Annotated in this window: 20 protein-coding genes and 1 tRNA gene; 16 read left to right on the top strand and 5 right to left on the bottom strand. The window is 60.8% G+C overall.

What is annotated here, in order from left to right; all coding sequences use genetic code 11:
* The first annotated feature begins 27 nt into the window (after window positions 1-27).
* Entirely contained in the window at window positions 28-1,404 is a 1,377-nt protein-coding gene (locus C4E04_RS18330) for a GGDEF domain-containing protein (protein ID WP_162559459.1), read from the top strand.
* Window positions 1,405-1,917: 513 nt separating this feature from the next.
* Here C4E04_RS18330 and C4E04_RS18325 read toward each other — a convergent pair.
* Entirely contained in the window at window positions 1,918-2,601 is a 684-nt protein-coding gene (locus C4E04_RS18325) for a winged helix-turn-helix domain-containing protein (protein WP_109599744.1), read from the bottom strand.
* 325 nt (window positions 2,602-2,926) lie between these two features.
* Between C4E04_RS18325 and C4E04_RS18320 the strand changes: the two genes are divergently transcribed.
* Entirely contained in the window at window positions 2,927-3,685 is a 759-nt protein-coding gene (locus C4E04_RS18320; protein WP_109599742.1) for a helix-turn-helix domain-containing protein, read from the top strand.
* Between the two features lie 365 nt (window positions 3,686-4,050).
* Window positions 4,051-6,816 carry a PAS domain-containing sensor histidine kinase gene (locus C4E04_RS18310; RefSeq protein ID WP_109599740.1) on the top strand — a complete coding sequence of 922 codons (2,766 nt, stop codon included), beginning with the start codon at window positions 4,051-4,053 and terminating at the stop codon, window positions 6,814-6,816.
* Window positions 6,817-6,974: 158 nt separating this feature from the next.
* Here the strand turns inward: C4E04_RS18310 and C4E04_RS21765 are convergent, their stop codons facing one another.
* Entirely contained in the window at window positions 6,975-7,205 is a 231-nt protein-coding gene (locus C4E04_RS21765) for a hypothetical protein (RefSeq protein ID WP_371682010.1), read from the bottom strand.
* A gap of 305 nt (window positions 7,206-7,510) precedes the next feature.
* On the opposite strand from C4E04_RS21765, the gene C4E04_RS18305 reads away from it, so the two are divergent.
* Window positions 7,511-7,858: a GYD domain-containing protein gene (locus C4E04_RS18305; RefSeq protein WP_162559458.1), complete on the top strand. Its 348-nt coding sequence runs from the start codon at window positions 7,511-7,513 to the stop codon at window positions 7,856-7,858.
* A 343-nt stretch (window positions 7,859-8,201) separates the two neighbouring features.
* On the opposite strand, the gene C4E04_RS18300 is transcribed toward C4E04_RS18305, so the two are convergent.
* Together C4E04_RS18300 and C4E04_RS18295 are read right to left on the bottom strand one after the other, a co-directional pair.
* Window positions 8,202-8,981 (bottom strand): sugar-binding transcriptional regulator, encoded by a 780-nt coding sequence (locus tag C4E04_RS18300; RefSeq protein WP_109599735.1) that lies wholly within the window; start codon window positions 8,979-8,981, stop codon window positions 8,202-8,204.
* Window positions 8,982-9,311: 330 nt separating this feature from the next.
* Window positions 9,312-9,401 (bottom strand) — tRNA-Ser (locus C4E04_RS18295).
* Between the two features lie 261 nt (window positions 9,402-9,662).
* On the opposite strand from C4E04_RS18295, the gene rplU reads away from it, so the two are divergent.
* From rplU to C4E04_RS18235, 12 genes are all read left to right on the top strand, one after another.
* A complete protein-coding gene (rplU, locus tag C4E04_RS18290; protein ID WP_109599733.1) occupies window positions 9,663-10,058 on the top strand; it encodes a 50S ribosomal protein L21 in 396 nt (131 codons plus the stop codon).
* A gap of 36 nt (window positions 10,059-10,094) precedes the next feature.
* The gene (gene rpmA, locus C4E04_RS18285) at window positions 10,095-10,361 is read left to right on the top strand and encodes a 50S ribosomal protein L27 (protein ID WP_109599731.1); all 267 of its coding nucleotides are present in this window, start codon (window positions 10,095-10,097) and stop codon (window positions 10,359-10,361) included.
* Window positions 10,362-10,546: 185 nt separating this feature from the next.
* Window positions 10,547-11,185, top strand: coding sequence for a GNAT family N-acetyltransferase (locus C4E04_RS18280; protein ID WP_109599729.1), 639 nt, complete (start codon window positions 10,547-10,549; stop codon window positions 11,183-11,185).
* Between the two features lie 90 nt (window positions 11,186-11,275).
* Window positions 11,276-12,310: a GTPase ObgE gene (obgE, locus tag C4E04_RS18275; RefSeq protein WP_109599727.1), complete on the top strand. Its 1,035-nt coding sequence runs from the start codon at window positions 11,276-11,278 to the stop codon at window positions 12,308-12,310.
* Window positions 12,307-13,470, top strand: coding sequence for a glutamate 5-kinase (gene proB / locus C4E04_RS18270; RefSeq protein ID WP_109599724.1), 1,164 nt, complete (start codon window positions 12,307-12,309; stop codon window positions 13,468-13,470). Before obgE ends, proB begins: the two co-directional genes overlap by 4 nt.
* Window positions 13,471-13,486: 16 nt before the next feature.
* The gene (locus C4E04_RS18265) at window positions 13,487-14,773 is read left to right on the top strand and encodes a glutamate-5-semialdehyde dehydrogenase (protein ID WP_109599722.1); all 1,287 of its coding nucleotides are present in this window, start codon (window positions 13,487-13,489) and stop codon (window positions 14,771-14,773) included.
* Between the two features lie 68 nt (window positions 14,774-14,841).
* On the top strand, window positions 14,842-15,426 hold the full coding sequence (locus C4E04_RS18260) for a nicotinate-nucleotide adenylyltransferase (protein WP_245416351.1): 585 nt from the start codon (window positions 14,842-14,844) through the stop codon (window positions 15,424-15,426).
* A 151-nt stretch (window positions 15,427-15,577) separates the two neighbouring features.
* A complete protein-coding gene (gene rsfS / locus C4E04_RS18255; protein ID WP_109599718.1) occupies window positions 15,578-15,907 on the top strand; it encodes a ribosome silencing factor in 330 nt (109 codons plus the stop codon).
* Window positions 15,908-15,922: 15 nt separating this feature from the next.
* Window positions 15,923-16,417, top strand: a complete 495-nt coding sequence (gene rlmH, locus C4E04_RS18250; RefSeq protein ID WP_109599716.1) for a 23S rRNA (pseudouridine(1915)-N(3))-methyltransferase RlmH — start codon at window positions 15,923-15,925, stop codon at window positions 16,415-16,417.
* Window positions 16,418-16,420: 3 nt separating this feature from the next.
* Window positions 16,421-17,770 (top strand): murein hydrolase activator EnvC, encoded by a 1,350-nt coding sequence (locus tag C4E04_RS18245; RefSeq protein WP_109599714.1) that lies wholly within the window; start codon window positions 16,421-16,423, stop codon window positions 17,768-17,770.
* Window positions 17,770-19,086 (top strand): S41 family peptidase, encoded by a 1,317-nt coding sequence (locus C4E04_RS18240; protein ID WP_109599711.1) that lies wholly within the window; start codon window positions 17,770-17,772, stop codon window positions 19,084-19,086. The genes C4E04_RS18245 and C4E04_RS18240 overlap by 1 nt, the downstream gene beginning before the upstream one ends.
* Window positions 19,087-19,302: 216 nt before the next feature.
* Entirely contained in the window at window positions 19,303-19,839 is a 537-nt protein-coding gene (locus tag C4E04_RS18235) for an RNA pyrophosphohydrolase (RefSeq protein WP_109599709.1), read from the top strand.
* A 34-nt stretch (window positions 19,840-19,873) separates the two neighbouring features.
* Here C4E04_RS18235 and C4E04_RS18230 read toward each other — a convergent pair whose 3' ends face one another.
* Complete coding sequence (locus C4E04_RS18230; RefSeq protein ID WP_109599707.1) at window positions 19,874-21,298, bottom strand: aspartate aminotransferase family protein; 1,425 nt, start codon at window positions 21,296-21,298, stop codon at window positions 19,874-19,876.
* Between the last annotated feature and the right edge of the window lie 385 nt (window positions 21,299-21,683).

The raw sequence follows: 21,683 nt of genomic DNA, 5'->3' as shown, positions 1-21,683 counted from the left end.
TCCCACTGTCTCTCCGGGATGAGAAACATGAAGACGGCAGACAGACCTAGTGCACGAAATCCAGGTGAGCTGAGTGTCAGTGCTTCGGACCTTGCGGCATCCGTGCTGAAGTCCATCGTGCTCGCGAAGGCCGACGAACTTGTGGAGCTCTTTTATGACGCGTTTCTCAAGGATGAAGAAGCTTCAGCCTTTTTAAGCCACTCGGTCGTTCACGATCGGCTTAGTCATTCTCTTCGCGATTGGCTACTGGAACTCTTACAGGCGGGCACTCGCAACGACCATACAGATTTCGCGGACAGGCAGCGCGCTATCGGCGAAGTCCATGCTCGTATCAAGATCCCTATACATCTCGTTCTGGAAGGGGCCTCCCTCATCAAAAGGACTGTCGCGCATTACCTTATGCGTTCTAGTCTCGATCGGGAAACTCTTGGCGAGGCTCTCATTTTGCTCAATCATCGAGTCGATTGTGCAATGCAATTTATGAGCCAGGCCTATGTGTCCGGCACAATGCGGCGCGCACAGCTTGACGAGTCATTTCGACTCTTCTCTCTTGGCCAAGACATTACACTCGAGCGGGAGACGCAGCGTGCCGCCCTCATGGAGTGGAGCCAGAATATTCTGTTCACTCTATTTGGAGCCGGTCCAGCGGCGAGCCTGAAGCCAATATCAAGTTCACCTTTCGGTCTGTGGTTCTATCATCGGGCTGGGATTTTGTTCCAGGAAGCAACGATCCTGGAGAGCATCGACGGCGCTATACAGCAGATCGATAAGGTTCTGCTTCCGAAACTTCATGATGCTCGGACTGCAGGCAGTTCCACCCTGGCTGAGCCGCTGGAGCGATTGCAAGCCTTAATCGAAGAAATCAAGTTATTGATGACAGAGCTGTTTCAGAACGTTGTTGGACTTGAGAATGGACGGGATCCTCTGACCCGGACGCTTAATCGGCGTTTTCTGCCATCGATCCTGAGCCGTGAAGTCGCTATCGCAAGCAGAAACGGTACGCCATTTACAATCCTGATGATCGACATCGATAATTTCAAGAATATCAATGATCAATGGGGGCATTCCGCGGGCGACCTAGTTCTGCGTCAAATCGCTGAGATAATTTTAGACACGGTGCGTCCGAGCGACTTTGTGTTTCGCTATGGTGGCGAGGAATTCTTGGTTGGGTTGGTCGAGGCAGATGTCGAGCAAGGTTTCCAAGTGGCGGAGCGAATTCGACAAGTTCTAATGGCACACGAGCTCCGCCTTTCGGACGAAACGAAGTTCTCTGTAACGACCTCAATTGGCTTGGCGGCCTATGAGGGGCATCCAGATTACGCCTACCTTGTTGAAGCAGCGGATAAGGCGCTTTACGAAGCAAAGCGAGCCGGCCGAAACCAGACGATCATCGCCTCGTCATGACAAGTGCCTTTAAGCTTAAGACACAGGTGGCTTTATAAACAGGATGAGGCCGCTTAGAATAGAGTCTGTTTCTAAGGCCTGAGATCGACCAATCTTGGTTATGATAATAGCTATGTAAGCGAACATGAAAGAAGGTTCGGATCTTCCTGCCTGGAAAACGCTGTCACGGGTATCGAAAACTGACAGAAGGAGCGGATGTTCTCCACATTCCCACGTGGAGATGGCAGCACGGAGCCAAGAGGCTTGAGAGACAAGGCCGAGCAAGCAAGGCGAGAGGTTTATGCAAAGCCGTGCTAGGTCAAAAGGTGAGGCAACAGTCATGCCCTGTCGATTTGCTTACTCGCATTTGTGGTGCCAGGGCACGGCTAAATCACCGGACTGAATCCAAGTTGTCCGGGCTGGCCCTCGCAGGGAGAAAGACCTGACCCCACGCGTAGCCTATGGAATGTTGGTCGCTGTCTGTCAGGAAGAAATAGCAGTCAGTTGACGAGGACCAGGGTATAAATAATACTTCTACTGAGTATGGCCGGTAAATACATACCCTACTCCTCTTACTGATTTGACGAAGTTGGGGTGCTTTGGGTCAAGTTCGATTTTTCGCCTCAGGCGTGCGACCTGAGCATCAATCGAGCGGTCAACGGCTTCCCAGTGGCGGCCACGCGTCAGGTCCATAAGCTGGTCGCGATTGAATACCCGGCCTGGATGCCGAGCTAGCGTTGCCAAAAGTTCGAACTCGCCAGTGGTCAGCGCGATTTCGGACCCGTCCGGGGCTTTCAACTCCCGCCGCCCCAGGTCCAGTTGCCACCCATCGAACCGGATTATCTCGGCTATATTCGGCAGCGACTTTGTCTCCCCTTCTGCTGGGGAAGCGGGCTGTATTCGGCGCAACACACTCCTGATTCGTGCCAGAACCTCGCGCAGATGAAACGGCTTGGCGATATAATCATCAGCCCCGATCTCTAGTCCGACGACTGTATCGATCATGTCAGATCGCCCAGTCAGCATGATGATGCCGGCTTTGCCGTTGCTCGGTTGAGCTCGTATTTCACGAACAAGCTGGAAGCCATCCTCGCCGGGCAGAATGAGATCCAAGAGCACCAAGTCGACTTTATGGCACTTCAGAAACTCCCGCAAAGTTGCGCCATCGGCAGCCGAACTGACTTGGAATCCCTCATCGGTCAGATAACGAGTGAGCATCTGACGGATTCTGGCGTCGTCATCAACGACAAGGATATGCGGTATATCTATTGTCAAAGGCCAAGACCCACGAAACCCGCCACTCTTGACTTTGGTGCTATCAAGTTACTCGAAAACTCAAAGAACTGGAAATTCTCCTAAATTGCCGCAGTGGAGTTATAGTCCATAGTAGTTCCTTTGGATCAGGTCAGTCGGAGTGCCAGTTCATTGCTCAGCTTTCTGTTACGATCTGCTACAAAATGGCATAATTTTGCATAGGACGTTGGTACGGACGTGACATTCGCCTGCTCTAGTCGAAACCCTAGGATAATGATTGGAGCACATTATGCACATCTCCTATCCTCTTTCCGCCACGGGCAGCGAAACCCTCCTGCCGATCGGCCTATCATCCGAAGCCCATAGTCTGGAGAAGCTGTTCGCTGTCCAACCAACAGCCAAATATGCTGCGGGGGAGGGCATATTCTGGGAAGGCGATGCGGCTTCCGACATCTTTCAACTTACAGAGGGATGCCTACGTCTCTACCGCATCTTGCCCGATGGGCGACGTGCGATCCTAGGCTTCAAGTTTGCCGGTGAAATGCTCGGGCTCTCCTGCGAGAGCACCTATTGCTGCACCGCCGAGGCCGTTACTCCTGTACGGTTGCATCGGCTAAGTCGAGCCCGCCTTCAGGCAATGAGTGAGACGGCTACTCAACTGCAGCCGCTGCTTTTTAGGAAGTTATTCGAGGAAATCCGTGCTGCCCAGCAGCATATCATCGTCTTAGGGCAACTTGGCGCCGAGGAGCGAACAGCCCACTTTCTCATGTCCTCAGCGCGCCGGACGGGGGCGGATCAGAGGCGGCCTATAATCATCGAAATGCCGATGACGCGTCAGGACATTGCTGACCATCTCGGCCTGACCATCGAGACCGTATGTCGGGTTATGTCAAAGCTCAAACGGGACGGGCTGGTCGCGCTGGAGGGGCGTCACAAAGTGATCCTGCTTCGAATTGTAGACCTGCAGCAGCTCGCAGGGGAATTCGACGACGCTGAGCCGTGGGGCGCGAAAGGTTCGATTTGGAATACTACTAAATGGCCTCACTGACATTGATGGAGCTTACAGTGGCGCTTTTCCGCAGGAGTGAACCGGCATCGAGTTCCACGGAAGAGGGGCGGCTTATAGAGGTTTTTGCGAATTCGCCCCATCAGACCTCTTACTTGGCCCCAGGTTTAGCCTATAACTTGTTCCGCTACAGGTTAACACCGGATCTGTGCTGCGCGGTGGCGGAAGATCGCCCAGTGCCAGGTTTTCTGGATCGATCAATCTGGAAATATGCTGGTACTCTGCATTGTAACCATCGGCTCCCGCTCGGTTTTGACCCAGCAGCAGCAGAGATGGGCATACACTTGAACGGGTTTTACCTATTTCAGATCGCTGATTCATAACAGGCCGCGTTAAGGATCGGATCGATGCACCAGAGCGACAAAAGAAGGTGTTCATCGAAATTAGCCGGAAGCGGGAGCGATCCAGCCAAAAGCCTCGATTACGGGCCGCCTAATGCTGAGCACTTCCGACTCGTGTTCGATCAAGCCGCCGTCGGTATTGAGCTGGTAGACAGTACCGGCCGCCTGCTCGATGTGAATGCCGTTGTGTGTGAATTGCTGGGCTTTAGAAAAGATGAACTGATCGGGCTCAACTTCGAGGAGATTATTCATCCCGAAGATCTGCCGCGAGTGCGGACGCTCGCCGCACAATTGATCGCGAGAGAAATCCCAAGCTATCGAGTTGAGAAGCGTTATCTGCACAAAGATGGGAGGCCTGTCTGGGTTCGGGTAACTTCATCATTGGTCGCCGCCACCGCCGATCAAAGCTATCGACTTTCAATTGTCGAAGATATCAGTGATCGAAAGCATGGGGAGGAAGTGCAGCGGGTCAGCGAGGCGCGGCTGCACACAGTTCTGGAAGCCATACCTATTGGAGCCATTCTGTCAGACGCAGACGGTCAGGTGATCGAAGCTAATAAGGCCTATCTCGATCTCATCGGGCGCACACAGGATGATCTGCGTTCCGGCAGCGTGCGTTGGGATGAGATCACTCCACCCGAATGGCTGGACATTGATAAGCGGGCCATCGACGAGGCTCGAACCCATGGGATCTCGACCATGTACGAGAAAGAATATCTCTGCAATGGTCGGCGCATCCCAGTGCTCTTGCGGCTCGCTGCAGTCGATGAGGGGCGCGCCTTTGCGGTGTTCGTGCTTGATCTGACGGAACGCAAGGCAGCCGAGGAGGCTTTGCAGGCGAGGACAGCACAATGGGAGGCTCTCATCGAGACTGTGCCAGTCGCGGTATGGTTTACATATGATCTCAGTCTTCAAGAAGTCAGGGCCAATCGGCTCGCTTCCAAACTGTTCGACCTGCCCCTCATCTTCAATGTATTGGACTGGGAGGCCAAGAAGTGGCCGCAGCGTCGCATCTTTCGCGACGGGGTAGAGGTTTCGCTAGATCAGGCACCGCTTCGACGTGCGATCCAAGGTATAGAGATTCGCAACGAAGAATGGGGGATCTGCTTCGAAGATGGGCGGAGCGTGGACCTTCTGTACAATGCTTCGCCTCTAAGAGATCAAACCGGCGCCGTGGTTGGAGCCATCGCGGCTGCAGTCGACATCACAGTGCGTAAGCGGTCAGAGGCTATTCTGCACGATCGTGAGGCGCGCCTTCACTCCCTTCTTGATACCGTGCCAGAGGCCCTCATTACTATCAGCGAGCAAGGAACTATCGAATCCTTCAGTCGCTCGGCTGCGGACCTGTTTGGCTATAACGCAGGCGAAGTCGTCGGACAGAACATCAGTATGCTGATGCCGCCACCTTACCGTGATGAGCATGATTCCTATCTTAAGCGCTATTTGCACACCGGCGAGAAGCGCATCATCGGCATCGGCCGAGTGGTCAGCGGCCAACGTAAGGACGGAAGCATATTCCCGATCGAGCTTGCAGTCGGTGAAGTGAAGATCGGCGGCCAGCATCTGTTCACCGGGTTCATCCGTGACCTCACTGCCACTCAGAAGATCGAACAAGAGCTACGCCAGGCCCAAAAGATGGAAGCGGTAGGTCAGCTTACCGGCGGCATCGCACACGACTTTAACAATTTGCTCACTGTCATTCTTGGCAATCTTGAAATGCTCGAGATGCAGCTTACTAGTGAGCGTCAGCTGGAATTGCTAAGAGAAGCGCGCGAGACAGCTGAGCACGGCGCTCAATTGACTGAGCGTTTGCTTGCCTTCGGGCGTAGGCAACCTCTGCAGCCCAGACTGATCAATATCGGGGCCTTGCTAGGCGACATGACCCCTCTTTTACGGCGCACGTTGGGCGAGAACATCCAGGTGCGGAGTCAGTTCGATAGCGATCTGTGGCAAGTCTTGGTCGACCCAAGCCAGTTGCAGAGCGCGATTCTGAACCTGGCGATCAACGCGCGCGACGCTATGCCTACCGGTGGACGGCTATCAATTGAAGCTGACAATGTTGAGCTCGAGGCTGACTACGCCGGACTGTATCCGGAGGTTCTGCCTGGCCGCTATGTGCTGGTTGCCATTACCGATACCGGTGCGGGTATGCCGAGGGAGGTGCAGGAGCGGGCCTTCGAGCCGTTCTTTACTACCAAAGAGGTAGGCGCTGGCAGCGGGCTGGGTCTCTCCATGGTGTATGGCTTTGTCAAGCAATCAGGCGGGCACGTGACGATCTACAGCGAGCCCGGCCACGGTACGACAATCCGAATGTACCTCCCGCACGCCATGGCTGGTGAGGCGGGTCGACGGGCCACCATGTCCGAACCGCCAATAGAGGCATTGCGCGGGCATGGGGAAACCATACTGCTCGTGGAGGATGAACCGCGGGTGCGGCGGATGACGGCCGTGCGCCTGCGCAGTCTCGGATATCGTGTGCTTGATGCTGCCAATGGTCCAGCGGCATTGGCATTGTTTGATGAACATCCAGAAATTGATCTATTGTTCACCGATATGGTGATGCCTGGCGGCATGACGGGCACAGATTTGGCCGATGCTGCACGCGCGAGGCGACATAGCGTAAGAGTACTTTTCTGCTCAGGCTACGCTGAGCCGGACATAGTCCAACGGGGGAAAGCCGCCGAAGCAGGGTGGATGAAAAAACCCTACAGCATGCGGCAGCTAGCACAGACGCTCCGCGACGTTCTCAGTAAGACCCCTCCCAAGGAATGATGGAGCCTAGATCAGCGGTCAGGCCGTTCATGCGAATAGCTGATGGTCTTATATGCTTTTGTTGACCAAGGGAGAGTTTGCACAAAAGTGTTTCGGCTCCCATTTCGAGACCAGCCAGTGTCGATTTTCTGGAACGCTAGTTCGAGGGTGGTCACCTTCTAGTTTGGCACTTCCGATTGAGGTAATCGGAACGGCACTTTGAAGGCAAGGCGACCATCCAGCCCACTCACGGCGACAAAACTATTCGCCGGGTCGCGACAGCGGTCAGCCAATAATATGGTAAGGTGGTGAGCATGCGCGCGCGCGGCGCCGTCATCCGGGAATTGCTGGCCCAACCCGTCTACCGTCGAGTGACCATTTAGAACGACATTGAAGAAGTACTTTGGCATAGACTCGGCTTCCCCAACGCTATTTGTTCTCCATTTTGGTCACGGGGTGTCATGAGGACTTGCCAATTGTCAAAATTACGAAGCGGTTTTTGCAGATTTTTTGATCGTTAAAGTCTAGCTGACCCACCGTCAGGCATTACTTGCGCAGCCCTGAAAAGGCACACTGGCACGTTGCCTCGGCGTATGGAGCGCTACTTGGATGCTGCCGCCAGATAATGTCGATGGCGCATTAGAAATCTTGATCTTTCGCAATATGAGTTTCCAGCTCACGGATTAGAAGCAGAAAATTGATAATGGAGGGAGCTATGCCGATATTCATCACACAGGGTCGGTTTTCGCCTGATGCCGTCAAAGGGATGTTATCTAAGCCAGAGAACCGGGAAGAAGCTGTGCGCGAACTGTTTTCCCAGTCAGGTGGCAAGCTTCTGGCCTATTATATGACCTTTGGCGATTACGACTTCATGATTGTTTCTGAAGGGCCATACGAGGGAGTTGCCACATCTGCGATTGTCGCTTCTGCTGCAGGAGGTGTTGTTGATCTAAAGACGACACTGGCCATGACGTCGGAAGACATGCGGCATGCCTTTGCAAAGGCTGGAGCGATCGCCAAGCACTTCAAAGCCGCTGGAGCGCAATCGACACGGGCGGCGTGAGCATGGCATTATATGGATGAGGCCGTACAGGCCTCATCCCTGTGCGAGGAGCCAGGTTGCGCGATGACATGTGGGTAATAAATTCGCGCGAAAGGGAATCTCTGGAGCTTCGAAACGAGTTGGATCGCAGGTCTAAAGATAGGTCCGCTGGCACAGCCGCATGCAAGGGACGAAGCTGATGAATGCAAGGTCTATTCTTATAATAGCAGTCAAATCAGCGGACGTGGTGTCGATGACATAGAGTTTGCCCGGTTCGGAAGTCCATCAGATGCATAGGACAGGCAATAATCTAATTGGTACAGGTTGCTAATTTGGTTCCAGCATGCGGCCGAAGTCAGCATCTCTAGGAAACTTCGTTCGATGCGGACTTGCCGGTTCCTGAACTCTTTTTCGTCGGAGGTTTCTTCGCGATCGGATCGAGTTCTAGGATTGCCTCGGCTGCGGATATGTCGGTAATCAGGACAGAGGCGTTGGTCGCTGCTACCCCCGCACGGATGATGCGAGCCTTGCTCTGACCGCCTGAGGAAATGATGACTTTTGGAACGTCACGAATTGCTGTTGGACTAATCGCCATCACTCGGTGATTCACAGGATGATCGACAATTCGTCCTTCTGCGTCAACAAAGTGGCATAGGACGTCGCCGACGGCGCCAGCCTTGCGAAGGCTCGTCATTTCAGAGAAGTCGAGAATGCCTCTTCGGAAGATGGAGGCCTCTTCGCTGATATTGCCAACGCTCAACAACGCAATGTCCACATCGCGCGCCCGCTCACCGAGTTGACGGAAATCCTTCAGTTGCCATAGCGCCTTTGCCATCCCTGACTCAGGTACAAAAATTGGCGCGGTGATCTGATAGAGATTGGTGCCGTATAGATCCGCCAAGCGCCAAGCGACTGCGGATGGATTGTCTGCTGTTGCGTGGGTCAATCCGCCCAGCAAAGAGACGACAGTGAGCTTCTCAATGTCCTGTTGGACCAGAGATTGCATACACACTTTGAGGGTTGCCCCCCAGCCCACGCCAACCGATATGCCGTTAGCCAGCTCCTTGGAGAGGTACTGGCCCGTTGCATGGCCCACCACTGTCGAGATGCTGGCTTCCGTCTGGTCGCTTGTCGGGACGACGATGGCTTCGACAAGGTTAAGATGGGTTTCAAGAGCGCGTAGTGGTTCTCAAGCCTCCGAAGTTTGCGGGTAGTTCGGCCCAGTCGATTGCCCGTTCCTTATCCCTTGCCCATGCCGTCGCATCAGCGTGAGAGGCGAAGGTTTTCGTGAGGAGGGGTAAGCCTTGGCGGCGCACTTGAGCCTGCCAGGAAGAGTCGCGCTTGCGAAGCGTCGCCATCGTCATCTGTCCGTCGCTGTGACACCCGTGTGACGGGCTGATCTATTGGGCTGGTTCGGACGCTCTGGCGGTCCTCGGCCTCAACTCTGAAATCCCTTAGGGATCAGCGAGTTAAATGGCGGAGAGGGGGAGATTCGAACTCCCGATACGGTTGCCCGTATGCCGCATTTCGAGTGCGGTGCATTCAACCACTCTGCCACCTCTCCGGAGGGCGGAGGCGTTGAGGCCCCGCTGGTTGAGGCCGGGTGGATATCATGCGTTTTTTGACTTCACAAGCGCCAAAATCGAGAGATTTGATTGACAATCGGCGGAGCGTCCCGTAGGAGGGTCACTCTTAAGCGTGGGGACGTCCGCCCGCGCTTTTTCGTTGCGGTGGGCTTGGCCTGCCGTGGATTGAAGCCGGAACTGCCAAAAAGCCGGCCCCGCGGTCACCGCGGAGAGCTGGGTTTGAACACGAGGATCGAAAGATGTTCGCAGTGATCAAGACCGGCGGCAAGCAATATCGCGTTGCCGCCAATGACGTCATCACCGTCGCCAAGCTCGCGGGTGAGCCGGGCGCCGCCGTCACGTTCGACCAGGTTCTGATGGTCACGAACGACAACGGCACCCAGGTCGGTGCGCCTCTGATCGAGGGCGCCACCGTGGCGGGCGAGGTCGTCGAGCATACCCGCGGCGAGAAGGTCATCGCCTTCAAGAAGCGCCGTCGCCAGAATTCGCGCCGCAAGCGCGGGCATCGCCAGGACTACACCGTGATCCGGATTACCGAGATCCTCGGCCAAGGCGAGAAGCCCAAGAAGGCTGCGGCGAAGAAGAAGACCACCAAGGCTGCGGCTGACGAGGCTGCGCCGGCCACCGCTGAATAAGCGCGGCCCAACTGACAGGAACACGGGAGTACACCCATGGCTCATAAAAAAGCAGGCGGTTCGTCTCGCAACGGTCGCGATTCCGACGGCCGTCGTCTTGGCGTCAAGAAGTTCGGCGATCAGCAGGTCGTGGCCGGCAACATCATTATTCGTCAGCGCGGCACCAAGTGGCATGCGGGCGTCAATGTTGGCATGGGCAAGGATCATACCCTCTTTGCCACGGCCAATGGCCGCGTCCGATTCCTTACGAAACAAGGCCGAGCTTTCGTATCGGTCGTCCCGGCCCAAGAGGCCGCAGAGTAAACGGCGAGAGCAAAACGAAGGAGCTCCCGCCGGCATCACACCGACCCGGCGGATCCAGGCAGCTCCTGAAAAGGCCCCAAAAAGGCCAAGCTCCAGATCCGAAATCGACAGGGGAGGTGGGATGTCCACCTCCCCTTCGTCATTTCAGGGCTCAAGAAAGGGCCCGCCCGGATCGGAGCAGGACCATGTTTCCCGACCTCACCCGTGACGATGTCTTCCGCCTGGAAACCCGGCGCCTGTGGCTGCGCTGGCCCCGCCTTGCGGATGCCCAAGCCATCGTACGCTTTGCCGGTGAGAAAGCTGTCGCGGAGATGACGGCTCGAATTCCGCATCCCTACATCCCGGAAATGGCGGAACGGTTCGTCTTCCAGGCCCGGCAGTCCAACGCGGACGGCCGAAGCCTCCAGCTCGCCATCACGCCGAAGGGCAAGCCGAACAGCCTGATCGGCCTCGTCGGCATCGGCCCCTCGCCGGAGGATGGCAAGCCCAGCCTCGGCTATTGGCTCGGCATCCCGTTCTGGGGGCAGGGCTATGCCACCGAGGCGGCGCGGGCCCTCATCGACGCCTTCTTCGCCTATGGCCATGAGGACGAGCTCACGGCTTCGGCCAGGGTCATCAATCCGGGTTCCCGCCGGGTGCTGGAGAAGTGCGGCTTCGCCTATCAGGGCTCCGGGCTTGCGGAGCTTCAGGCGCGCGGCGGCTTTTACCCGGCGGATCATTTCCGGCTGGACCGGCGGGCTTGGGAAAGCCTGAAGAGCTGGGGCCATACCGGTCTCGTCCGGGAGCCCGCCGAGGCGGAGGCGGAGCTGTCCTTCGCCTGCTGAGACCCGTCAGGCGCTCTCGAGGATATCGGGAGCGCCTGACGCATCGTCTGCGTTGCTCCCGCGTGCCTTGTCCCGTAAAGGAAGCGGGTTATGAAATTTCTCGACCAAGCCAAGATCTATATCCGTTCCGGCGACGGCGGCGCCGGGTGCGTGTCGTTCCGCCGTGAAAAATTCATCGAGTTCGGCGGGCCGGATGGCGGCGACGGCGGACGCGGCGGCGATGTGTGGGCCGAGTGCGTCGAGGGGCTCAACACCCTCATCGACTACCGCTACCAGCAGCATTTCAAGGCCCGGAAGGGCGAGCACGGCATGGGCAAGAACCGTGCCGGCGGCAAGGGCACGGACGTGGTCCTCAAGGTGCCGGCTGGAACCGAGATCCTCGACGAGGATGGCGAGACCGTGATCGCCGACATGACGGAGGTCGGCCAGAAGGTTCTTCTGGCGAAGGGTGGCAATGGCGGCTTCGGCAACGCCTATTTCACTACCTCGACCAACCGGGCGCCACGGCGCGCCAATCCCGGCCAGGAGGGACAGGAGCGCTGGATCATCCTGCGCCTCAAGCTGATCGCCGATGCGGGCCTCGTGGGCCTGCCCAATGCGGGCAAGTCGACTTTCCTGGCCACCGTCACGGCTGCGAAGCCCAAGATCGCCGATTACCCCTTCACGACGCTCCATCCGGGGCTCGGCGTGGTGCGTGCCTATAACCGCGAATTCGTCCTGGCCGACATCCCGGGCCTGATCGAGGGCGCCTCCGAGGGGATCGGGCTAGGCGACCGGTTCCTGAGCCATGTGGAGCGTTGCCGGGTGCTCCTGCACCTCGTCGACGGCACGAGCGAGCACGCGGGCAAGGCCTACAAGACGGTCCGGCACGAGATCGAGGCCTATGGCCACGGTCTCGGCGACAAGACCGAGATCGTGGCGCTCTCCAAGGTCGATGCTCTCGACGAAGAGACCCTGAAGGAACAGCTGGCGCGCCTCAAGCGGGCCGCGAAGCGGACCCCCTACGTGGTCTCGGCCGCTTCCGGGCGCGGCGTTCAGGAGGTCCTTCAGGCGCTGCTGCAGGTCATCGACACGGCACGGGCCGAGGAGCAGGTCGCCGAGGCCCGTGAGGAATGGCATCCATGAGCCCCGACCTGCGCCAGTTTCGCCGGGTCGTCCTGAAGGTCGGTTCCGCGCTCCTGGTCGACCGGGCGCGGGGGCGTCTCAACCATGCCTGGCTCGCGGCCCTTGCGGAGGATATCGCCGATCTCCATGCGCAGGGCGCGGACGTGCTGGTCGTGTCCTCGGGCGCTATCGCCATGGGCCGCACGGTGCTCGACCTGCCGCCTGGCCCCCTGAAGCTCGAGGAGAGCCAGGCCGCAGCCGCCGTGGGGCAGATCGCTCTGGCGCGGACCTGGGCCGAGGTGCTGGCCCATCACGGGATCACGGCCGGCCAGATCCTCGTCACCCTGTCCGATACGGAGCAGCGCCGCCGCTATCTCAATGCCAGGGCCACCACCCTGAAGCTCCTGGAGATGCGAGCCGTCCCGGTGGTCAACGAGAACGACACGGTGGCGACAAGCGAGATCCGCTACGGAGACAACGACCGCCTGGCCGCCCGCGTCGCCACCATGATCGGCGCCGACCTGCTGGTGCTGTTCTCGGACATCGACGGGCTCTACACGGCCCCGCCGGCCGTGGATCCCGGCGCGGAGCACATTCCGGTCGTCGAGCGCATCACGCCGGCCATCGAGGCCATGGCGGGCGGTGCGGCCTCCGAGCTTTCCCGGGGTGGCATGCGCACCAAGATCGAAGCCGGCAAGATCGCGGCAGCCGGCGGGACCCATATGATCATCGCCGACGGGCGGGTGAAGAACCCCCTCAGGCGGGTCGCCGAGGGCGGCCGCTGCACCTGGTTCCTGACCCCCTCCAACCCCGCCACGGCGCGCAAGACCTGGATTGCCGGGGCCATCGAGCCGCGGGGCACCCTATACGTGGACGAGGGCGCTGCACGCGCGCTCCAAGGCGGCGCGAGCCTCCTGCCGGTAGGCGTGCGCCGGATCGAGGGCGTGTTCGCGCGAGGCGATGCGGTGACGATTCGCGACGAGGGCAGGGTCCTCGGGCGTGGCCTCGTGGCCTACGATGCCGAGGAGGCCTCCCGTATCATCGGCCGCCCGAGCCGCGAGATCGAGGCGATCCTCGGCCATCCCGGCCGGACCGAGATGGTCCACCGGGACGACATGGCGCTCAGCATGGAGGCCGAGCAAGGCGAGCTCCGGCCGGCGAGAGCCCGTGCGAGGGGATAGGAACGGAAACGACGATATGGATACGCTCAAGCCGGTCGAAGGCGGGGATATCGTGGAGCTCATGGCGGATCTGAGTCGCCGGGCGCGAAAGGCGGCGCGGCGGCTCGCCACCGCCACCACCGCCGAGAAGGAAGCTGCCCTGCACGCCATGGCGGCGCGGATCCGCGCCCGGGCGGGGGACATCCTGGCCGCCAACCGGGAGGATGTCGCGCAGGCCCATGCCAAGGGGCAGACGGCTGCCTTCCTGGACCGCCTGACTCTTGATCCGAAACGGATCGAGGACATTGCGTCCGCCGTCGACAGCATTGCCAGCCTCCCGGACCCGGTAGGACGGGTCCTGACCACCTTCGAGCGCCCGAACGGGCTGCTGATCGAGCGCGTCGCGACACCTCTCGGGGTCGTTGGCGTAATCTTCGAGAGCCGGCCGAACGTGACGGCCGATGCCGGGGCTCTGTGCCTCAAGGCCGGGAATGCCGCCATTTTGCGGACAGGCTCCGATAGCTTCCAGACATCGCTCGCCATCGCGCAGGCCATGGGCGAGGGCTTGGCCGAGGCAGGCCTTCCGGCCGATGCCGTCCGCCTGGTTCCGACCAAGGACCGGGCTGCCGTAGGGGCCATGCTGGCTGGGCTCGACGGCAATGTGGACGTGATCGTGCCCCGCGGCGGCAAAAGCCTCGTGGCCCGGGTCCAGGAAGAGGCGCGCGTGCCGGTCTTCGCCCATCTCGAGGGCATCTGCCACGTCTTCGTCCATGCTGCGGCCGATCTGGCGATGGCCGAACGGATCGTCCTGAATGCCAAGATGCGGCGCACCGGGATCTGCGGCGCTGCCGAGACGCTCCTTGTCGACCGGGCCTGCGCCGGGACGCACCTGAAGCCCCTCGTGACCGTGCTGCTCGATGCGGGCTGCGCTGTCCGCGGCGATGCGGCCACCCAGGCCGTTGACGGACGGGTCGCCCTGGCGACCGAGGAGGATTGGCGTACGGAGTATCTCGACGCGGTCATCTCGGTTCGGGTGGTCGACGGGCTGGAGGCAGCCATCGACCACATCGAGACCTATGGATCCCATCACACGGATTCCATCGTGACCGAGGACACCGCGGCAGCGGAGCGGTTTCTGGCGGAGGTCGATTCCGCCATCGTTCTGCACAACGCCTCCACCCAGTTCGCCGATGGCGGTGAATTCGGCTTCGGGGCCGAGATCGGCATCGCCACAGGGCGCATGCATGCCCGCGGCCCGGTCGGGGTCGAGCAGCTGACCTCCTTCAAGTACCGCATCCGCGGCGCAGGTCAGACGCGCCCGTGACCGCACCGCCCTCGAGGTTCCGCCTGAGGCCTTCCGGCCTCGCCCGTCTGCCCCTCGCGGCGCCCGGAATGCGGATCGGCCTCTATGGCGGGTCGTTCAACCCGGCCCATGCGGGCCATCGCCTGGTGAGCCTGCTCGCCCTCAAACGGCTGGGACTTGACCGGATCTGGTGGATCGTCACGCCGGGCAATCCGCTGAAGGATCCGGGAGAGCTCGCCTCCACGGCCGAGCGCGCGCGGGAGGCAAGGCGGGTCGCGGCCCACCCGCGGATCGACGTCACGGTCTTCGAGGAGGCCATCGGAGCACGTTATACGGTCGATACTTTGGCGTACCTCAAGCGGCGACACCCGGCTGTCCGTTTCGTCTGGATCATGGGAGCCGACAATCTGGCGGGGTTCCACCGTTGGCGGGGGTGGCGACGGATCGCCGCGATGATGCCGATAGCCGTCATCGACCGTCCCGGCTGGACTCTGAAGGCCATGACGTCCCGGGCGGCCATCTCCCTGTCGGAAGCCCGCATTCCCGAGGGGGAGGCGGCGTCCCTGATGGACCTTCCGCCCCCGGCCTGGGTCTTCCTGCACGGCCCCCGATCCTTCCTTTCCTCCACGGACCTTCGCCGTTTGAGACGAACTTCTCCTGTAGGTGGACGTTGAAAAAGGGTGCCGTTCGACATTATCTTAGGGTCACGGCGCATTGTGTGGCGCTGGTTGAAAGGGTCTGAACCTGAACCGACTATCTTCTGTTGAAGCGGACCTGAATCCGCTTCCCCCTCTCTCCGGAGCGGAGGCTCCGCAGGATGAGGACATCCGGGCCGTTGCCCTGGCCAGCCTCGAGGATATGAAGGCCGAGAACACGGTCGAAATCGACCTCGCAGGCAAAACCTCGCTTGCAGACACCATGATCATCACGTCGGGCCGTTCCCACCGTCACGTGGGCGCGATCGCGGATCGTCTGGTCAAGGATCTCAAGGACAAGGGCTTCGGGAATGCACGCGTCGAGGGCCTGCCAGCCTGCGACTGGGTGCTGATCGATGCCGGCGATATCCTGGTTCACATTTTCCGTCCCGAGGTTCGTGGATTCTACAACCTCGAGAAGATGTGGGGCGCCGACCGGCCGCAGGACCGGGCGAGCTGACGGGATCCTTGAGCGTTGCGACTGAGCGTTCTGGCCGTGGGCCGTCTCAAGAACGGCCCTGAGCGGGAGCTGGTCGAACGCTACAGGCAGCGGGTCGATGCCATGGGCCGCAGCCTCGGCATGGCCGGTCTTGACATGGTCGAGCTGCCGGAAAGCCGGGCGCGCCGCGAAGAGGACCGCCGGGCCGAGGAGGCTGCCGCGCTCCTGGACAAGGCCGGGGCGGCTTTCATCATCGCCTTCGACGAGCGCGGGAAAAGCCCGTCGAGCGAGAGCTTCGCGGACCGCATTCGGCAGTGGCGGGACGAGGGCTGTGCCGGAATCGCCTGCATCATCGGCGGGCCGGACGGGCTCGATCCCTCGATTCTCAAGAAAGCCAAGGCGGTGGTGTCCTTCGGGGCGCTGACCATGCCGCACCAGATCGTGCGGGCACTTGTGGCCGAACAACTTTATAGGGCCCTGACAATCATGGCCGGACACCCTTATCATCGGGCCGGTCACGACGATTCCTGAGGGATGGCCCCTATTCGGTTTTCCATTTCCCGCAAGGCCCTTGGCCTTGCCGCATGTTCGACATTCCTCAACCTGGGGGCCGCGCAGGCCCAGCAGGCGACGACGCCTGCCCCTCCGGCAGTGTCGCCCGAGACCGTGGAGCAGAAGGCCCAGCGGGAAAAGGACCTGAAGGTCCTGGAAGACGCGATGGCGGCCAGCGCCGAGGCTCGCCGGAAGCTGGAGGCCGAGGTTGCCGAAATTGGGGCCGACCGGGCGAAGCTCAACGCGGCCCTGATCGACACGGCAGGCCGGGTCCGTACGACCGAAGAGCGAATTCGCGAGCTGGAGCAGCGGCTGCAGACGCTCACGGCGAGCGAAGCGGCCATCCGGCGCTCCCTGGAGGGGCGCAGGGGCGTGATCGTCGAGGTCTTCGCCGCACTCCAACGCATGGGCCGGCGCCCGCCTCCGGCGGTGCTCGTGCGCCCAGAGGACATGCTGGAGGCGGTCCGCGCCTCCATCCTGCTCGGGGCGGTGCTGCCGGAATTGCGGAACGAGGCCGAAGCGCTGGCGACGGATCTTGCCGAGCTGGTACGTCTCAAGGGCGCGATCACGGCGGACCGCGCGACCCTCGGCACGGAGCTCAAGGCCCTGAACGGGGAGCAGGAGCGCCTCACGGCCCTGATCGATGCCCGCCAGAAGCGCATTGCCGACGCGGAGCGCAGCATGGGGGCCGAGAAGGAAAAGGCCGCCAACCTTGCCCGTCAGGCCGGTACTCTCAAAGAGTTGATCGACCGGATGGAGAAGGAGATCACCGGGGCCCAGAAGGCCGCCGAGGAGGCGCGCAAGGCGGCCGAGGCCCAGGAGAAGGAGGCCCGCGCCCGTTTCGCCCAGGCGGCCTTCCAGGATCCCGCGCGATTGGCCCCGAAAATACCGTTTTCAGAGGCGAAAGGCCTGCTGCCGCGCCCGGTCGGCGGAGATGTCGTCCAGGGGTTCGGAGCCTCGGACGGCTACGGCGGAACGACGCGCGGCATTTCGATCACCACCCGCCCCAAGGCGGCCATCGTGTCGCCGGCAGACGGGTGGGTTGCCTTTGCGGGTCCGTTTCGGTCTTATGGGCGACTCTTGATCATCAATGCGGGCGGGGGGTATTATCTACTCCTGGCCGGAATGGACCAGATTAACGTCGATGTCGGGCAGTTCGTGCTCGCTGGAGAACCGGTTGCCACGATGGGAGATACGTCTCTCCTTTCTCTGGCCGGCGGTGCCATAGAAAAGAACAATCCGATTCTCTATGTAGAGTTCAGGAAAGACGGCAACTCGATCGACCCCGGTCCATGGTGGGCGAAATCGCAAGGCGAGAAGGTTCGCGGATAATGCGCAAAGTGTCCCTTTTAATTCTTGGCGCGGTCATTGGCGCCGGCGGCATGTCAGTGGTGTCGCAGACCAGCCTGCTGTCTTCGACGAGTGCGATTGCCGCCTCAGCGGACACCTACCGGCAGCTGAGCCTCTTCGGTGACGTTTTCGAGAAGGTTCGGACGGACTACGTCGAGAAGCCGGACGAGTCGAAGCTGGTCGAGTCGGCCATCAACGGCATGCTGACCTCCCTCGATCCTCATTCGAGCTACATGGATGCCAAGAGCTTCCGCGACATGCAGGTCCAGACCCGCGGCGAGTTCGGCGGCCTCGGCATCGAGGTCACCATGGAGGACGGCCTCGTGAAGGTCGTGGCTCCCATCGACGATACCCCGGCCTCCCGAGCCGGCATCCTGGCCAATGACGTCATCACGCAGATCAACGGCGAGCAGGTCCAGGGCCTCAACCTGAACCAGGCCGTGGACAAGATGCGCGGCCCGATCAACTCCTCGGTCACGCTCAAGATCATGCGCAAGGAGGCGAAGGACCCCATCGAGGTGAAGCTCACCCGCGAGACCATCAAGGTCCGTCCGGTGCGCGCCCGCGCCGAGGGTGACATCGGTGTCCTGCGCATCACGCAGTTCAACGAGCAGACCTATGAGGGCCTGCGCGCCGGCATCGAGAAGCTGACGAGCGAGATCGGCGCCGACAAGGTCGCGGGCTTCGTCATCGACCTGCGCAACAACCCGGGCGGTCTCCTGGACCAGGCGATCATGGTCTCCGACGCGTTCCTCGACCGGGGCGAGATCGTCTCGACCCGCAGCCGGAACCCCGAGGATACCCAGCGCTTCACGGCCAAGGGCGGGGACCTGACCAAGGGTAAGCCGCTGGTGGTGCTCGTGAACGGCGGCTCCGCCTCCGCGTCCGAGATCGTCGCCGGTGCGCTCCAGGATCACAAGCGCGCGACCGTGATCGGGACCCGCTCCTTCGGCAAGGGCTCCGTGCAGACCATCATCCCGCTCGGCGGCAACGGTGCCGTGCGCCTGACGACGGCGCGCTACTACACGCCGTCCGGCCGCTCGATCCAGGCCAAGGGCATCGATCCGGACAAGGAGGTCCTGCAGGACATCCCGGACGAGCTCAAGGGCAAGGACGAGACCAAGGGTGAGGCGGGCCTGCGCGGTCACCTGCAGAACGGTGGCGACAAGGAAGAGCGCGGCGGCTCCTCGGCCTATATCCCGCCGGATCCGGCGAAGGACAAGCAGCTCATTGCGGCCTACGATTTCCTTCATGGCGTGCAGAAGGGCGCCGCGAATGCGGCCACGACTCCGAACTGATCCGTGATTTGTCGAATAACGAGCAGGAGCCCGGCGGTGTCATCCGCCGGGCTCTTTGCTTTTTGGGTCAATGAAGCTGCGTGGAAGGCTTGTGCAAGACGATAGGTCACGGCACTCTGGTCAGGTGCTTCGGAACCGAAGGCAGGCATCGCGCGATCATAAGGATCGGTCGGCTGCCATGCGGGCCGGGTGTGGACAAGCGGAGGTGACGGTCGGATGAGAGGCGCCAGAGGATTACAGGCCAGAACCGAGCTTCCCTATCGTGCCTGTGTCGGAGTCATGCTTCTCAACCGCCAGGGCCGCGTCTTCATCGGTCGCCGCCGGTCGGACGGGGGCGGAGACCAGGTCTCCGACGGCTATGCCTGGCAAATGCCCCAGGGCGGTATCGACCCTGGCGAGGAGCCCCTTCAGGCTGCTCTGCGCGAACTTTACGAAGAGACGAGCGTGAGCTCCGTGACGCTCCTGGCCGAAGCGCCACAATGGTATTCCTATGACCTGCCCTCCATGGTCGCCGGCCGTGCCTGGCGCGGCCGCTACCGGGGCCAGAACCAGAAGTGGTTCGCTTTCCGCTTCGAAGGCGACGAGAGCGAGATCAATATCCATCGCCCCGGCGGCGGCCGTCACAAGCCGGAATTCGATGAATGGCGCTGGGAGGATATGCGCCGGCTGCCGGAGCTGATCATCCCGTTCAAACGGCCGGTCTACGAGAACGTCGTAGGCGTCTTCGGCCACCTCAAGGCGGCGGGTGCATAGCCCTGAGGTGTGCGCGAATTTTGGGTTCGATGCTTTAGCGAATGGCGCGCCACGCGCCCACAATCGCGTCAGCCGAGCGGTCGATATCGGCGATCGTCGTCGCGCCTGAGATGACCGACAGTCGCATCACCCACATGCCCTTCCACTTCGCTCCCCCGGCAAAGAGAATCGCATCATCCTGGATGCGGCGGATGGTCTGAAGTGTCAGATCGTCCCCTGTAGCGTCTGGCTCATCCGCACCGAACCGGACGATCACCTGATTGAGCACCACATCATTGATGACCCGGATCCCAGGCTCCTTCGACAGGCGCTCGGCCATGTGCTGTGCCAGCGCGCAGTGGCTCTCGACCATGGCGGCAATCCCGTCACGCCCGAGATGACGGAGCATGGCCCAGGTCGCAAACCCTCGTGCGCGACGGGATAGCTCGGGGACATAGTGAGACGGATCGCGCTCGCCCGCGTCTGCTCCAGGCAGATAGCTGGCAGCGCTGGTCATGGCCCGCCTGTGGGCATCCGCATGGCGAACGATGGCATATCCGCAGTCATAAGGGGTCTGAAGCCACTTGTGCCCGTCCGTTGCCCAGGAATCTGCCCCGTCGATCTGGCTGGCGAGGGGCGCACGGGCCGGGCAGGCGCGCGCCCATAGGCCGAAGGCTCCATCCACATGGATCCAGGCTCCATGAGCACGGGCTTGCGGCACGATGCCGGCATGGTCGTCGAAGGCCCCGGTGTTGATCTGTCCCGCCTGGGTGATCACGATCGTCGGTCCCTGGCACTGGGCCAGAGCCCGGCCGAACGCCTCAGGCTTCATACGACCCTGATCGTCCGTCGCAATCCGCACCACACGGTCGTGGCCGAGCCCGAGAAACTGGAGAGCCGAAAAGACGGTCGTGTGCGCCTCGTCGCCGATGAGCACGTGAATGGGAGGCGCGCCGAAGAGCCCGTCGCGCTCCACATCCCAGCCGATCCGGCGCAGCACCTCTCCACGGGCTGCCGCAAGGCAGACGAAGTTTGCGACCGTGGCTCCTGTGACGAAGCCGACGGAGGCGTCCCGGGGGAGATCGAGCAGATCGAGCAGCCAACGGGCGGAGATGGTCTCGGCCGCAGCGGCTGAAGGGGACGCGGTGTGGTTGCCGGCATTCTGCCCCCACGCCGAGGTCAGCCAATCGGCCGCAACGCCGACCGGGTGAGAGCCCCCGATCACCCACCCGAAGAAGCGCGGGCCCGTCGTGGCATGGAGCCCAGGCGATGCCCGCTCCACAAGGTCGCGGATCACATCGTCGGCTGGTGTGCCGGTCTCGGGCACTGGCGCGTCAAAAGCCGCTAGGGCGTCCGGATAGAGATGAGTTGGCCGCTGCGGACGCTCTCTGATGCCATTGCGGAAGTGAAAGGCCTCAGACGCCACTTCCTCGAACAGACGCTTCAGAAGGCTCGTGTCAGTCCCATGCCCCTCGCTCATGATTATCGCTCCCGGCGGCGGTCACGAGCATGGAGCGGCCGTTCAGGCGCTGCAAGGCGGACTATCCCGAATCGTCTGGCCGGGGAGGGCGGTTTGGCTCCGCCGGGAACAGCCCATGGAATGGCTTGAACAGGGATCTTGCCTGGGAAATGGTGCCCCTGGCTGAGTTCAAACGAAGTATATCACCCTAGACAAGCAAAATCTGGATTTGGACATCCTAAGAAAGGAGCTACCACTGGCCGGGGCTGTCCGGTATTTCACGGAGAATACCAGAAAGGCACCTACAGAGTCGTTAGTGCTAAATGCAGCCTATATCGATGCTAAAGTTGCAGCACGTTAGCCAAAACGCGGCTCAATGGATCGACCCAATCTTTCCTGAAACTTG

The sequence above is a fragment of the Microvirga sp. 17 mud 1-3 genome (assembly GCF_003151255.1).
Lineage (GTDB): Bacteria > Pseudomonadota > Alphaproteobacteria > Rhizobiales > Beijerinckiaceae > Microvirga.
This window is presented reverse-complemented; position numbering and strand designations above follow the sequence as displayed.